The 16,248-nt window shown below is 38.2% G+C and carries 8 protein-coding genes; 3 read left to right on the top strand and 5 right to left on the bottom strand.

The window, feature by feature from the left end; genetic code table 11:
• The 3 genes from ACHRWY_RS12835 to ACHRWY_RS12845 form a co-directional block, all read left to right on the top strand.
• A partial coding sequence (locus ACHRWY_RS12835) for a thioesterase domain-containing protein (protein ID WP_395355096.1) occupies positions 1–1,082 on the top strand: 1,082 nt, incomplete at its 5' end.
• A 41-nt stretch (positions 1,083–1,123) separates the two neighbouring features.
• A complete protein-coding gene (locus ACHRWY_RS12840; RefSeq protein WP_395355097.1) occupies positions 1,124–2,164 on the top strand; it encodes a MupA/Atu3671 family FMN-dependent luciferase-like monooxygenase in 1,041 nt (346 codons plus the stop codon).
• Between the two features lie 264 nt (positions 2,165–2,428).
• Positions 2,429–3,214: a phytanoyl-CoA dioxygenase family protein gene (locus ACHRWY_RS12845; RefSeq protein WP_395355099.1), complete on the top strand. Its 786-nt coding sequence runs from the start codon at positions 2,429–2,431 to the stop codon at positions 3,212–3,214.
• 455 nt (positions 3,215–3,669) lie between these two features.
• Here the strand turns inward: ACHRWY_RS12845 and ACHRWY_RS12850 are convergent, their stop codons facing one another.
• From ACHRWY_RS12850 to ACHRWY_RS12870, 5 genes are all read right to left on the bottom strand, one after another.
• A complete protein-coding gene (locus tag ACHRWY_RS12850; RefSeq protein WP_395355101.1) occupies positions 3,670–4,032 on the bottom strand; it encodes a lipocalin family protein in 363 nt (120 codons plus the stop codon).
• A gap of 284 nt (positions 4,033–4,316) precedes the next feature.
• Positions 4,317–6,077 carry an alpha-keto acid decarboxylase family protein gene (locus ACHRWY_RS12855; protein ID WP_395355102.1) on the bottom strand — a complete coding sequence of 587 codons (1,761 nt, stop codon included), beginning with the start codon at positions 6,075–6,077 and terminating at the stop codon, positions 4,317–4,319.
• Position 6,078: 1 nt separating this feature from the next.
• Positions 6,079–7,800, bottom strand: coding sequence for a flavin monoamine oxidase family protein (locus ACHRWY_RS12860; RefSeq protein WP_395355104.1), 1,722 nt, complete (start codon positions 7,798–7,800; stop codon positions 6,079–6,081).
• A 199-nt stretch (positions 7,801–7,999) separates the two neighbouring features.
• Positions 8,000–9,307 carry an OmpA family protein gene (locus tag ACHRWY_RS12865; protein WP_395355106.1) on the bottom strand — a complete coding sequence of 436 codons (1,308 nt, stop codon included), beginning with the start codon at positions 9,305–9,307 and terminating at the stop codon, positions 8,000–8,002.
• 28 nt (positions 9,308–9,335) lie between these two features.
• Positions 9,336–16,226, bottom strand: a complete 6,891-nt coding sequence (locus ACHRWY_RS12870) for a T9SS type A sorting domain-containing protein (RefSeq protein ID WP_395355107.1) — start codon at positions 16,224–16,226, stop codon at positions 9,336–9,338.
• Between the last annotated feature and the right edge of the window lie 22 nt (positions 16,227–16,248).

Consider the following 16,248-nt stretch of genomic DNA (forward strand, 5'->3'; position numbering starts at 1 on the left):
ATGGTTCAGACTTATCCAGCAAAGAATATGCAGCACCACGTAATGAAACGGAAGAACAGTTAGCTGTAATCTGGCAGGAAATATTAGGGATTGATAAAGTAGGAATTCATGATAATTTCTTTGAATTGGGCGGTCATAGTTTATTGGTTATAAAATTAGTTTCCCTTATTAATGAGGTATTCTCTACAGATATCAGTATTAATATGGTCTTTGAATACTCAACGATTTCTGAGTTTGTTGATAATATGCATTCAGTGAATCATTTTAAAAATAGTCTTATGGTTCCTTTGCAAGAAAAAGGAACTCTAAACGCTATATATCTAACTCCACCAGGGAGCGGAACAGTTAATTGCTATATTGAACTGACAAAACGATTAGGAAAAGATCAACCTGTTTATGCATTTCAATGTTCAGGATTATATGGAGAAGCCCCAATTTCAAAATCTATCGAAGAAATGGCCTCAGGGTTTATTACAGAAATGCAAAAAAAGGATCCGCATGGTCCTTATCGACTTGGAGGATATTCATTTGGAGCGACCGTAGCTTATGAAATGGCAGTGCAATTACGAAATGGCGGATTTCACGTCGAAGAACTAGTGATTTTTGATGGAAGAGTTTCATTTGAAGATAATAGTAAAATTGATGAAGACAAATTATTTCGGGAATTTTTAGAAAACCAAACAGAGGTATTTGGGGAAGACTTTAATTTTTCAGATTTAGCTCTTGAAGATAAATCTAAAGAAGAACAACTCGAAGCAGTGAGTAAATTGCTAAGGGAGTCAGAATTTAAACTAAGAGAGAAGGAAGTAAAAGGACGTTTAGAAGTTAATTTCTACAATGAAAATTGTTCCTATTTATACAAGGTAGAAGAAAAACTAAATACAAAAGTTATTTTGTTTAAAACAACATATGCAGATTTGGATGGAAAAATAGTTTTTAACGATGATGATGTTTATGGATTTGACTATGGGTGGAATAACTATACTAATAAAGAAGTAATAGTACATTCAATATCTACAACCCATGATGCAATTTTAAATAGAGAAAATGTTGAGCAAATCGCATGTATCTTAAAACAGTAAGTAATAATAATTAAGCAGATAATTTAAAAAAGTAAAAATACATGGAATTTGGAATTATGTTTTTCGCTAGTAGTGAAGATTCCTTATCGGGAAATATTTATGATTTGGTAAAAAAGTGCGCCATTTATGGTGATGAAAATAATTTCTCATCTATTTGGGTTCCGGAACGTCACTTTACAGAATTTGGAGGAATATTTAATAATCCGGCAGTACTTCAAGCAGCTCTGGCAAGTATAACCACAAGAATAAGACTAAATAGTGGAAGTGTAGTTATGGCACTTCACGATCCCATACGTGTGGCAGAAGAATGGGCAATGGTTGATAATTTATCTAATGGACGTATTGGATTATCAGTGGCTTCAGGATGGAATCCAGATGATTTTGTTTTTTTCTCACAAAATTATAAAGACAAACATAAGGTAATGTATGAAGGAATATCTACAGTTAAAAAGTTATGGAGAGGAGAATCTATAGAGCGATTAAGTGGTAATGGGAAAAAGGTAGATGTCAAAATATATCCATCTACAGTCCAAAAAGAAGTGCCATTTTATCTAACGGTAAGCGCAAATTCTGAAGGATTTAAAAATGCAGGAAAATTAGGATTTAATATCCTGACTTCAGTTCTAGATCAAACAGTGGAAGAGTTGTCAGAAAAAATAAACCTCTATAGACAAGCACGTAGAGAAAACGGTTTTGATCCTAAAACAGGTAAAGTTACTTTGATGTTGCACACATTTATTGGGTTAGATAATGAAGCTATAAAAGAGGAAGCAAGAAAACCATACTGTAATTTTTTAAAACGAAATAAAAAATTATTTGAAGGAATGGCCTATAATAGAGATAGTGGTTTTTCATTGGATTCTTTGTCAGAAGAAGATCTGGATGATTTTTTGAATTTTCTATATGAAAGATTTGCTAATACCAAAGGATTAATAGGCAGTAAAGAAGCGTGCATGGATATGGTGCGAAAAACAGAAGAGGCAGGAGTAGATGAAATAGCCTGCTTGCTTGATTTTGGTCCGCCATCTGATAGAATATTGGAAAATTTAAAGTACATAACTGAATTAAAGCAATCCTGCTAAAATATTCGGTAATGTATTAGACATGTTGGTGGTCAATTCTTAGATCTTGCAGCTGCAGATCAGGAATTAATATAGTATCGCACCAACAAAAAAAGAACCTTCGGGTTGTTTTTTTGTTCTCCAATTGTGTCTGTAGTGCAGACACAATTGGATTGATGCCGGAGTAGCTGTTGTTTTTAGTAATGCAGAGCTAACTTTAAAACCAAATTAGGAAAACCTTACTAGTAATAATAAATAAGTAAATAATTTAAATAATTTAAAAAAATGGATAAAAGTCAAATCGAAAGCTATAAAGAGAATGGTTATATTATACTTGAAAAAATGTTTACTCCCGAGGAAGTGAATAAATACAAGAATGAAATATCTTATTTTGAAGATAAAAAAAAATTACCAAATGTTATTTGTGAGGATAATAAAATCCGTTCCATATTTGCGCCTCATATGGATTCTCAAGTATATGCAGACTTATACAAAGACTCAAGGTTATTGAATGTAGCCCAAAAATTAGTAAAAGAAAATTTATATTTATATCAATATAAATTAAACCTTAAAGAGCCATTTTTAGGAAAATGGTGGGAGTGGCATCAGGATTATCCCTATTGGCACTTCGATGATGGAGTGGCATCTCCAGATATGACTTCTGCAATGATTTATTTAGATGATGCAAAATCGTTTCAAGGTCCTTTAATGGTTATTCCGGGGTCACATAAAGAAGGTATAGCAAAATTTAAAGAGAAAGGGACTCTTGATAAAAATGATATATTAAATTCACTTAGTTCAAACTTAAAATTTACTGTTGATGATAGCATTGTTAAGGCATATGCAGACCAAAACGGTATTGAGGTTTTAGAACTTAAAGCCGGATCAGTTGTTTTTTTTCATCCCAATTTGTTTCATGCTTCTACAGGTAATCTTTCTCCCTATGAGAGAGATACGGTCATAATAACTTATAATAGTATTAATAACTTACCGTTTTCAGAAAATAAGAGACCCGATTATATTTGCTCTACGGATACCACTGTTTTGACTGAAAATGAATTAATTGTGTAATTTATAATTTATCTTTATTCCAGAAAAACAATATAGATTAATGAAACAGCTGTAATACTGCCCTTACAGCTGTTTTTTTAAATAATTTGATAATTTAATTTAGATTAAAAGATTTAATGACAATGAACAATAGAGCAATAGATCTGCCACCTTTGATGTTTTTAAGAGAATTACTGTTCTATTAATTTGTAGTAATATTTTCTAAGAATAAATTAACCCAGTGGTTGGATCAAAGTTATTAAAAACAATATAGTTCTTTATTAGATCATTTAGAGTGTTAATAGTTTCAAAGCCCTTTTGACTTTCAAAATACGAAACTGGAAATAACTTTTTATGGAACGGAGAAAGAAGCTCCAAAAGCTTACAGCCTAATGTGCAATCTTTTTAAATGATTTAAAAAAAAAGAGAGGATTTTAAATGCTCTCTTTTTTTAATTTCTTAAATACGAGTTGTACTTAAAGTACTTTTTGATATTCCAAAGTTCCCAATTGATCTGTTGTTATTATTCTTTTTTTGGAATCAAAATAATCAATTTTAAAAGGTATCGTAAAAAGTCCGGAAATAATAGTAAGCTCATCATTGTTTTTAGATAGCTTCCATTTTCCGTCATGGGTTTTATCGCCAACAATACTTTGAAAACGGTTATTTTCTTGAAAGACCTGATATACCTGATCTGTTTTATAATATTCTGTAATATCTTTATCTTTCCCTCTTTGTGTCCATTTCACTAGTTTCCATTTTCCAATGAGTTCGGTTGATGTTTGTGAATAAGACGTAAGGCCATAAATGAAAAACAAAAAAAAGATAAATTTTCTCATTATATTGTATTTTAATATGAAATCTAATTTAAGCTTTTTTTTTAATAAAATTACATTGTACAAGACGTCCATAATAACATAGCAATACACATCTCACTACCTATAATGAAATAAGATTTATTTAGGCTGATTTCGATAAACATACCCGGGATTATGGATTTAGATTTTTTTTAAAATTTATTAAAGTGACTGGCATCATTAAAATAGCCGCCTCAGGAATTAGAAATGAGGCGGCTTTTTTGTTTCTCCTGACGGAATGGTTTAAAAATTAGCCCATTCTAAATTTAGCATAAACTCCAGTTTTTATCCAGAAATTCATCTTCTCCAGGCTCCTCTGTCTTATAAGCAATTGCTTCTGGAATAGACGTCTTAAGTATGTTGACATGTACAATGGTATTTTCCTTAATGCTGTCAAGCTGTGTCAAAACCTCTTCGAGCTCTTCGAGACTGCTGACTTCAAAACCTTTACCTCCAAATACATCAACGAGTTTCGCATATTTCCAAGGGTGCATTTCGTTGTAATCATAAACGTTGTTTAAATCGGGAACGCTATATTCTACCTTGTCTGCCCCACGAAACGGATTTGGATTAACGAGCATTTGTTCAATACCATAAATACCATTATCCAAAACAAAAACAATGGTGTCGTGTTTCAGTTTATTCTGTGTAGATATGGCCTGACAGGTTTCCTGAAAAGCACCATCCCCAACAAATACTACCGGCCTTTTATCAGGTCTGGCACATTTTATTCCGGTTGCTGCCGGAACAGAATAACCTATGGAAAGCCACGATGCCTGTGCTATAAATCCGTTAGGTTCTGCAATACGAATGCCCTGGGCGCCCAATAAGGGGAAACCCGCATCGGCAACCACTATATGTCTCTCGTCTATAAAATTATTGATTCTCTTAAAAAATGTATCATAAGTAAGTGCCGGTTTCCCTTTTTTCATTATCCTGTCATCCGCTACAAAAAATGATTCAGGCAGCTTCTTTGCATCATACATTTCATAAGCACTAAATTTAACTTTGGTAAGCTCATCTTTCAGGAATATCATAAAATCTCTTAGCGATACATTGGCCACATAAGAAGCGCCAATCCTTACACCGCTGTGATTGGCAAGTACAGTATCTTCTTTCCAGACATCAAACCCTCCCAGGTTTTTGCCGGTGGTCCATACGCCAAGGCCAATTTTTAGCTGGGCTTTTTCGAATTGTTCCTTGACATCTTTTGGCGATGCCTTGCCATTAAAAACACCTTTGAACTTAGGATGGTTTTCGGATACGATTGATTTCCCGAGTATAGAGGTCACAAATTCGGTATCGGTACTTTCGATCAGGTCCAGGAATTCCTTTTGAATACCGTAGCGCTGGATCTCAATACCGCCCCAGAAAATAATTTCTTTTCCGCTTGCCATTGCAGCTACTCTTTGAGCAGCCTTGCGTGCACTTGCTTGACATTTAGAGGCCTCTCTTTCTGCCAGTGGAGTAACAGGCGGATTGCATTCCATTCGCCATACATCTTCAAAAACCTCAAGATAAACCGGTCTTCCATATAAAATACAGGCATTCAGCACTGCATCAATTTTATAAGGAGCATCTGATGAACCTGTGATTTGTTCTGCTGCAACGGTAACGTTTCGAAACACATTAATGTTACTGTACATATCACCTGTCATATGGGATGCCAGCATGCCCTGAACAAGACTTCTTTGCTGGTCCTTGTTAGTCGGAGCTCCATTAATGACAAGCACGGGACAGTGCTCTACATAAGAACCTGCAACGGAATTGAGCAGCGTAAAAGCTCCCACACCATACGTTACCGCTACTGCAGCGAAACCGTTTTGACGTGCATAGGCATCAGTACAATGTCCGGCGTTTATTTCATTTGTGTCGTTAACGATTTTAATTTTTGCATTTTTGTCTTCGTGAATCGTATTTAAAAAAGGAGCGGTATAATTGCCTGCAATTCCAAATAAATGCGTAAGTCCTAATTGTTCCAGACGTATTTGCAGGTATTTTGCAACGGAGATTTTTTTCTGTGACATCTTAAATTGGGTTATTCAGGTTACCAGTATTTTCGTTGACTTCGAGTGCAGTGCGTATTCCGGACTCGATGGCGCCTTCAATCCATGCATGTTTCAGGGAAGTATGCTCTCCGGCAAAATGTGCTTTTCCATTCCATTCGGTTGAGATGATATGACGCTGCAATAATTGTAACTGTCCAGGATTAAATATTGCCGCTTCACCATAAGCATACGGGTCTCGCATCCAGCTTTGTGTTGCGGCACCAATTAATTTTCCGGCTTTGTCTTTGCGGTTCCTGATGCTCGAGCTAATTACAGCAAGGTCGATAATGCGCTGCTGTTCCTTCTTGTCATCGGAGTGCATGATGGCCAGGTTTTTAAGTGCATAAAAGTACCTGTCGTCGTCATCCATAGAATCCCAGCGGCTTGCTTCGTCAGACCAGCAATAAGATGCCAGCACGACACCATGTCCTTTACTTCCCAAATCATTGCTCGGATAATAGGTGAAACGGTTTGAAAAATCAGTAATCGTACCACCGCCAACAATATTATAAGGTGCTTCCTGCCACCATTTCTCACGAAATTCCAGCAATATTTTAGTAGCAGAATCGTAGTGCAGTTCGCGGATTGCTTTTCTTTTAAGCTGCTTGAATTGTGGCGTTACGTACACATGTCTTAATGCCGAAAAGGGTATGGTGACAATCACTTCATCAAATTCCAGGTCACTGACCGGCGTTTTTAATGCTTTGAATCCTGCGTCTTCATAAAACTGAAAGTCGCGCTGCACTTCAATATCGACCTCTATCTTTACCTTGTCGTTAATGAGCGTCATTTTGGTCATCCTGCAATCAAAATAGGTGTTTTCTTCGAGACCGTGAGCTTTAAAGAATGCATTTGGCAGCATGTCGCTTCCGCCGACAATTTCTAGAAACCGAGTAGAATCCTTGATGATATTTTGCTCAATAAAACTCTGGATGAAATCATAGGCCATCCGGGACTCCAGATTTTGCATAACCCCAATCATCTCGATGGCATTCTCTGAATACATCGAATTTTCCTTTAAGAAACGTCGCATCGAATATTCTCCGTAACGCTCGATCAGCAAAGGCCAGTTTTTCTCTGGATCTTCTGCAATAAAAGCCTTAAGCGGATTAATAAGATTGGCCATTAACTGGTCGGCACGCATGTTTTCACTGCTGCCCAGATGAAAGTCCAGTAGTTTGTTGACATCGACAATCGTAGTTTTATTTTTTGGGATATATTCATTTTGGACAACACGTTTGCGGTTAACGTAGAAAAGTGAATTTCTGGTAACCTCCGGCTCTGGTTTAGTGGGGTCTGCCTGATGTGCGATTGCCTGTTCCTTATCGACAGACAGATAATAAAAAGGCTCAGTTTTGAGTCCGAGTTTATCAATGTATTTGAGCACCATCTGGTGTATGGTCGGGATGCGCATCGCACCGGCTTCGCCATAAACACTGTCGTCTTCAAAATATTTTTTGTTTTTAGAATTCCTGAAAGTCTTGATCCTGCCACCAACACGGGTGTTTGATTCGACTATTGTAACATTATGGCCGGCCTGTTTTAACAGACCTGCGGCTACCATTCCGGCCATTCCTGCACCAATAATTAATACGTCTTTTGGTTTATCCGTACGAGGGATTCCCTCGTCAATGTATTTTAAGTATTGCTGGACAATAAGGTCGTTGTCTTCGTCGAGTAAGCCGTGTAAATAGTTTTCCATGATCAGGTGATTTAGTTATTGGTTTATTCTTTTTGCGAATGAAATTCTTAACAAATAAAGTCAGTAAAATCCGAATTTTTAAGCGTAATTCTACCTGTTTTTATATTGTAGAACAGAGGATTTTTAATTCTACAGATCAAAAGCACTGTTTTTTGTATAACAGCCATCTTATTTTATTCTTTTATTCAGTTTAAGTTTTTCAATCCATAACGAGCAGAATTACTCTTCTGTTTAATTGTCTGTTTGTTATTGGAAGATTTGGAACCAAAGGATTGCTTTCTCCTTTGCTGAATAAGTGCATGCGATGAGATTCAATGCCTTTATTTTTCAAATATTCTTCTACTGCCTGAGCTCTTTTCATTCCTATTTCCAGATTGTGGGCTTCATCACCAATGTCGCAGGTATATCCTGTAATAGTAAGTTCTGTAGTTTTATCTCGTTTAAGAATTTCCGCAATTTTATCTAGTCTTGAACCAAGTTCTGCAGTTACATCTGTGCTGCCGACTTTTTCAAAAGGCAGAGGTTTCTCAATAATTTTTCGTTCAGCAGTTGTTATTTTATTTTGTACTGCGGTATTTTTTGGAGTCTCCTGTACAGGAGGATATATATCTTGAGACTCTGCATATTTTAGCTGAGGTTCATCTTTCACAATCTGAAGTGGTTCGTGTTTTTCTTTATATAATGAAAAACCTAATTTTACCTGTAGACCCGCTGCAAAATAGCGGCTTTCGTGTACAGTTTTTTTATTTCCAATTATACCTTGTGCCTGAATATTGTCGATTCCATTAGGGGTATAGGAGACAATATTTTGATCCACAGTATTTCTGGCCATATCAGAAAGGCCGTAATCAAGATATATCCCGGTGTAAAGTTTTGTTTTTTCTTTTAGTGTAAAAGACAGACCCGTTTCCAGACTCAGCAAAAATGAGGTCGGCAGACTTACGGAAGTTTTGTCCTGCCAATTATTGACTGTACCTAATCCATGGGCGGGCAGTTCGTCAACCAGAAGATTTAAATCAGGGTAATAACCGCTTAACTGCAGTTGTTCAGCAGAAGCTTTTACATTTTGCTTTCCCGGAAATAAAACTTTAGCGCCTGCAGCTATGTACCACTCCGACTGGGTGGAAACAGCAGCTCTGTACTGCACAAGTAATGGAATAGAAGCAGAGATGAAGCTCTGGCTTTCTTTATATTTTGATGATGTTACACGATATTCAAAAGCAGCGGTTTGGTCATCAACTTCATAATTTGAAATAATGGTTCCGTCATTCAATTCAAAACTATTCTGGCTGTAAGCAGCATCAATTCCTGTTGAAATCCCCCAGTTCTTGCTAAAGAAATAGGTGTAACCAAGACCAAAGCCAGCGCCAATTTTTGGTTTTCCATTTCCTGAAGTACTGTTATAACGAATTCCAGATGGTCCTCCGTTAATTTTAATATTAAATTCCTGGGCATTTATAAAGGCATTTGCCAGTATTATTGTTGCCAGTGTGATTTTAATTTTCATTTTTTTTATTTAAAATTAATCTCATTTTTTACTTAACCAGTATGTTGATTGTTTTCTGCTCGCCGTTACTAAGTTTAAGCATAATAACATATACACCTGCCTGATTGGGAGCAGTAATTTGATTTTTGGTTTTTACATTATAAATAGTCTGCACTAATTTTCCTGTACTATCAAAAATGGTCATCTGTGCTCCATTTAATTGAGATTCGTTAAAATCGCATTCAAAAGTAAACTCGTTTAGCGGCTTGACTGGATTGGGATAAATTCTAATTTTTTTAGAAAATGTTATTCCCGTTAAATCAAGCGGACATGATTTTATTGATTTTCCATCTTTATCCGTGGCAATCACATAATAAGATCCATTTAAGGGTTGGGTTTCACTGTAATACTGGCGGTTTGCTCCAGAGACGGCATTTCCGTTTTTATACCACTGCCAAAAGACAAAATTTGTGCTTTTGTTATTAGAGAATAATACATCTTCCCATTTTTGAGAAATAAGTCCAGATTGGGTGACCTCAAGGGGTTTAGTCAGCACAGCAGCTGGATTATGATTTTGATCACCGTTTTGATAAGCCGTAACAGAGGTACTCCCGGAATTTATAATCTGAAGATTTGCTTCGGAAATTAATCCAATTACAGGATTTGCTATAGTATACGAAATTAGCAGTCCGCTGCTGGATGATGCGTTTAAGTTTACTTTATCATCATTATTACAGCCAAATTCTAAAGATTGATTCCAGGTAATGACCTGATCTGCCTTCATAATTTCAAATTCAGTGCCGGTAAATGTTATAATGTAATCTGGTCCGGCATTTATACTGCCGATAGTAATATTATATTTTCCGGCATTTTCTCCAATTTCCCTTGATAAAGACCCGGAAATAATAGCGTTGGTATCTCCGTTTGCAAATCCCGAAACAGTATAATTAAAATCCGGATCAACATTGCCATATATTTTAGTTTGATGGGCTAAGGCAGTAATATAAAGTATATACTGTTTGGTAGTAAAACTAATTTCGTCGCCATAGTTAATAAAACCAGCAGCATTTATGGCATAAGTTCTAACATAGTAAGTAGTATTGCCTTTAAGTCCCGATAAAGAACTACTGTAAGTTCCCAATGAGCTTCCTGTATTAATTTTATTATCGGTTATCAATGGCATAGAATGCAGTGCATATACAAATCCTCTTTCGGTTAGACATTGTCCGTTATCATTATTTACATCAGAAGAAGCAGTTCCCGAAAGCATAACACTGTCAATGGTAATGTTTGATACTGCTAAGGTCTTAAGACTAACCGGCTCTAAAGGTTGTAATATCACGATTGTTTCATTTGTAGTACAGCTGTTTGCGTCTGTAATTGTCACGGTATAAGAGCCTGCGGTTAATTGTGCTGCAGTATTTGAGTTTCCGCCAAAGGGTGCCCAGGAATATGTATAAGGACTTATTCCTCCTGCAACATTTACGGTAGCAGATCCATTGTTGCCATTATAACAAGAAACGTTGTTTTGTGATTTTACTGTTGTTAGTGAATCAGGCTGTGTTATGTTGAAGGATTGCGTTGTCGAACAATTGTTGGCGTCTTTTATCGTCACAATGTAAGTTCCCGCTGATAATGCTGTAGCAGTTGCCGAAGTTTGAATTGGATTTGTATTCCAGCTATACGTATAAGTTCCTGTTCCGCCGGAAACATTTACTGTTGCAGAACCCGTCGCAGAACCATTGCAACTCACATCGGTTTGAGTAGGAGTTGCTCTTAGCGCTGTAGGTTCTGTTATGATAAAGGATTGCGTTGTCGAACAATTGTTGGTATCTTTTACAGTCACGATGTAAGTTCCTGCTGATAATGCTGTTGCTGTTGCCGAAGTCTGAACCGGAATTGTATTCCAGCTATAAGAATAACTTCCTGTTCCGCCGGAAACATTTACCGTTGCCGAACCCGTCGCAGATCCGTTACAGGTCACATCAGTTTGAGTAGGAATTACAGTCAGCACTGTAGGTTCTGTTATGGTGAAAGATTCTGTTGTCAAACAATTGTTCGCATCTTTTATGGTCACAATATAAGTTCCCGCTGATAATGCTGTAGCAGTTGCCGAAGTCTGAACCGGAATTGTATTCCAGCTATAGGAATAACTTCCTGTTCCGCCGGAAACATTTACCGTTGCCGAACCCGTCGCAGATCCGTTACAAGTCACATCGGTTTGAGTAGGAGTTACCGTCAAGGCTGTAGGTTCTATTATGGTGAAGGATTCTGTTGTTGAGCAATTATTGGCATCTTTTATGGTCACAATATAAGTTCCTGCTGATAATGCTGTAGCAGTTGCCGAAGTCTGAACCGGAATTGTATTCCAGCTATACGAATAAGTTCCTGTACCACCGGAAACATTTACCGTTGCCGAACCCGTCGCAGAACCATTGCAACTCACATCGGTTTGAGTAGGAGTTACACTTAGCGCTGTTGGTTCTGTTATGGTAAAGGATTGTGTTGTCGAACAATTGTTGGCATCTTTTACAGTCACGATGTAAGTTCCTGCTGATAATGCTGTTGCTGTTGCCGAAGTCTGAACCGGAATTGTATTCCAGCTATAAGAATAACTTCCTGTTCCGCCGGAAACACTCACTGTTGCCGAACCCGTCGCAGAACCATTGCAACTCACATCGGTTTGAGTAGGAGTTACCGTCAAGGCTGTAGGTTCTATTATGGTGAAGGATTCTGTTGTCGAACAATTATTTGCATCTTTTATGGTCACAATATAAGTTCCTGCTGATAATGCTGTAGCAGTTGCCGAAGTCTGAACCGGAATTGTATTCCAGCTATACGAATAAGTTCCTGTACCACCGGAAACATTTACCGTTGCAGAACCCGTCTCAGAACCATTGCAACTCACATCGGTTTGAGTGGGAGTTACAGTCAGCGCTGTCGGTTCTGTTATGGTGAAAGACTGCGTTGTCGAACAATTATTTGCATCTTTTATGGTCACAATATAAGTTCCTGCTGATAATACTGTAGCAGTTGCCGAAGTCTGAACCGGAATTGTATTCCAGCTATACGAATAAGTTCCTGTACCACCGGAAACATTTACCGTTGCCGAACCCGTCGCAGAACCATTGCAACTCACATCGGTTTGAGTAGGAGTTACTCTTAGCGCTGTAGGCTCTGTTATGGTGAAAGATTCTGTTGTCGAACAATTGTTCGCATCTTTTATGGTCACAATGTAAGTTCCCGCTGATAATGCTGTAGCAGTTGCCGAAGTCTGAACCGGAATTGTATTCCAGCTGTAAGAATAACTTCCTGTTCCGCCGGAAACATTTACCGTTGCAGAACCCGTCGCAGATCCGTTACAAGTCACATCGGTTTGAGTAGGAGTTACCGTCAAGGCTGTAGGTTCTATTATGATGAAGGATTCTGTTGTCGAACAATTATTTGCATCTTTTATGGTCACAATATAAGTTCCTGCTGATAATGCTGTAGCAGTTGCCGAAGTCTGAACCGGAATTGTATTCCAGCTATACGAATAACTTCCTGTTCCGCCGGAAACATTTACCGTTGCAGAACCCGTCTCAGAACCATTACAATTCACATCGGTTTGAGTAGGAGTTACACTTAGCGCTGTCGGTTCTGTTATAGTGAAAGACTGCGTTGTAGAACAATTGTTGGCATCTTTTATGGTCACAATATAAGTTCCTGCTGATAATGCTGTAGCAGTTGCCGAAGTCTGAACCGGAATTGTATTCCAGCTATACGTATAAGTTCCTGTTCCGCCGGAAACATTTACCGTTGCAGAACCCGTCGCAGATCCGTTACAAGTCACATCAGTTTGAGTGGGAGTTACCGTCAAGGCTGTAGGTTCTGTTATGGTGAAGGATTGTGTTTTTATTGTATTAAGGGCATCTGTTACTGTTACCGTATAAGTGCCTGCCGTTAGATTGCTGGCAGTTGCAGTAGTCTGTATAGGATTTGTATTCCAACTGTAAGAATAGCTTGCTGTACCACCAGTTACATTGACAGTCGCCGAACCATTATTATCACCATTACAGCTCAAATTGGTTTGTGCTCCGGCAGAAGTAACAAGTGGTAGCACTTGACTTTCATAAGCACCAATATCGATAATACCAGCGTTAGCATAATCAAGCACCCTTGGATTGCCGGCAAGATCTTTAGTATTGAAGTCTAGTCCATTATAAAGACTGTTAGACCCCTTATTTACAACGGGACTGTTTGCTTTTAAAGCATAATTACCAGCGTTAGAGGGTGCATTACTGTAAGCGTTTGGACTTACAAATAAAGGATCGATGGAACCATTAATAGTGTTATTCGCTAAATTTGCATTTACCCCCTGCACGAGGCTATAAACAATAACGGGGGTAGCAGAAATACCATTGGGGGAAATACCGTGACTATTGCCATACATAATGCTATTTCGCATAGCAACGTTGGCGGTGAGCATAAAAATAGTTCCATCACTGCTGGCATTACCACTAAATACAGTATTGAGAAAAATAATGGTATATGCCATATTATCACCTATAAAGACAGCGCCTCCATTACGTGTAGCCTTATTACCAGTAATCTGTACGTTTTTAAATGCAGGAGTAACAGAATTTAATAAATTGATAGCCCCGCCATCTGATGAAGCGCTGTTGCCACTGAATGTAACTCTGTCAAAAATAGAGGTATTACCGTAGCGTATAGTAACGGCTCCCCCGAAGGTAGCTGTGTTATTTTTAAATACCGCATCCTGTATGGAAGCATTGGATCCCGTGAGTAATGCAAGTGCACCTCCAGAGTTTGCCATGTTGGATATAAATTCAAGATTGGCCAGTACCGGAGCTGCAGACGCCAGATGCATACCACCACCAAAAGATCTGGTTACCGCATTACCATTCGTTGTTATTAAAGTACCGGATCCGTTGGCATAGCCTCCTGTAATAGTAAAACCATTCAGTTCGGCAGTGCCCGCTTCACCTGTCATGACTACAACGTGATAAGCATTGTCTGCAGCAGTATTCAGCGTACCCAGGTCGCCACTTAATATGGTTTTGTTGGCGGTGAGCGTAAGATCACGGTTGGCAAGGGTTTTTTCTGTTCCTGCAAAACCGCCATATATTTTTACATCGGCCTGCATTAAAAATGTTATGTCTCTGTTATCTGCGCTGCTGAAATCAGCTGCATATTTAGGATAATAAGTTCCACCCGCTACCCAAATCTGTTTTACAGTTCCGGCAGTGCTTGTATTTAGTGTTTGTGCCATACGTAAAGCTTCACCCAGATTGGTAACTGCATTCGTCCAGCTGCTGCCTGTACCTGTGCCGGTAGCATTAGTATTTACATATATAATGCCCTCTGTATTTAATCTCTGGTATTCATAAGCGCCAATGTCAATAGCACTCAAATTATTATAATTATATACACGAGGGTTGCCTGCCAAATCTTTAGACGACGCGGTTAAACCAGAGTAAAGGCTGTTGCTGCCTGCATCTATACCGACACTGCCAGAGCTTAATCGAAAATCACCGCCACTGAAAGGAGCGGTGGTATAACTGGGCGCATTTACAAAAGATACTTCTGATGAACCGTCAAGAATATGATGGTTCGCATCTGCAGCTATACCTTGCACGAGGCTATAAACAACAGTATTGGGATCAGAACCGCCGGTGCTCAATATACCATGGCTATTGCCATACATAATGCAATTTCGCATATCAATATTGGCTGAATTCGTAAAAATAGTACCATTAGTACCATCAGGACTAGCATTACCACTAAGTACTGTATTGAGAAAAGTAACAGTATAACCTGAGTTATTACTTATATATACACCTCCTCCTTTAGCTAAACTGAAACCTGTAACACTATTACCTGTAATCTGTACATTTTTAAATACAGGAGCAACGGAAGATGATAGTGCCATAGCCCCGCCATAGATGGAAGCCGTGTTGCCACTAAAGATAACCCTGTCAAAAACAGAAGTATTACCGTTGCTTATATAAACAGCTCCCCCATAAGTTGCTGTGTTGTATTTAAATACCACATCATTTACGGAAGCATTCGCTCCATTGAATAATGCAAGTGCCCCTCCATACAATCCCGTGTTGTATATAAATTCAAGATTGGCAAGTACCGGAGATGCAGACACTAGCTGCATACCAGCACCATAAGGTCTGGCTACCATATTACCATTTATTATTAAATTACCGGATCCGCTGCCGGTAAAACCTCCTGTAATAGTAAAACCATTCAGCTCAGCAGAACCAGCAGCACCTGCCATTACTACCACATGATAAGCATAGGCTACAGCCTCCGGCAGAAAGCCACTTAATGTTGTTTTGTTAGTGGTAAGTGTAAGATCACGGCTTGCCAGAGCAGTTTCTGTTCCGGCAAAACCGCCATATATTTTTACATTTGCCTGCATTAAAAAAGTCTTATCTTTGGCATTTGAGCTGCTAAAATCGGCTGCGTATTTAGGATAATAGGTTCCGCCAGCTACCCAAATTTGTTTAATAGAAGTATTAGTAACAGCCTCTAGCAATGCATCGGCGAGTTCACCGGTAGCGCTGGCCCAGCTGCTTCCGTCGCCGGCAGCACCTTTTTTAACGTAAACAACGCCATCAGCATTGGGAGTAATAGCATATATAGGTAAAACGCGACTGACAGGCACTTTATGTAGTATTGCTGGATCATAGTTGTTTTTAATAGAGTCTTTTAATCCAAATCGATCATAGGCAACATCATTATTCCAACCCATATCATAATTGTATGCGGAGATTGGAATAGTAATCAAAGTATCGTTGGATAAACCTGAATTATTAGTTTTCCAAGCCGGTATAAAAGTATTTGTATTTGAATCCGGAGCTGTTATTTTAGCCTGAATCTGAACAATGACAAATAAAAAAAGTAATAAGGAGTAAAGTTTTCTCATAAAAACTACGTTTTGAAGCACA

Origin of the sequence: Flavobacterium sp. FlaQc-48 (genome assembly GCF_044007335.1) — a bacterium.
Lineage (GTDB): Bacteria > Bacteroidota > Bacteroidia > Flavobacteriales > Flavobacteriaceae > Flavobacterium.

Bases quoted from the DNA above. Each gene is read 5' to 3' on its own strand.
- ACHRWY_RS12840 (WP_395355097.1), top strand. From the start codon at position 1,124: ATGGAATTTGGAATTATGTTTTTCGCTAGTAGTGAAGATTCCTTATCG.
- ACHRWY_RS12845 (WP_395355099.1), top strand. From the start codon at position 2,429: ATGGATAAAAGTCAAATCGAAAGCTATAAAGAGAATGGTTATATTATA.
- ACHRWY_RS12850 (WP_395355101.1), bottom strand. From the start codon at position 4,032: ATGAGAAAATTTATCTTTTTTTTGTTTTTCATTTATGGCCTTACGTCT.
- ACHRWY_RS12855 (WP_395355102.1), bottom strand. From the start codon at position 6,077: ATGTCACAGAAAAAAATCTCCGTTGCAAAATACCTGCAAATACGTCTG.
- ACHRWY_RS12860 (WP_395355104.1), bottom strand. From the start codon at position 7,800: ATGGAAAACTATTTACACGGCTTACTCGACGAAGACAACGACCTTATT.
- ACHRWY_RS12865 (WP_395355106.1), bottom strand. From the start codon at position 9,307: ATGAAAATTAAAATCACACTGGCAACAATAATACTGGCAAATGCCTTT.
- ACHRWY_RS12870 (WP_395355107.1), bottom strand. From the start codon at position 16,226: ATGAGAAAACTTTACTCCTTATTACTTTTTTTATTTGTCATTGTTCAG.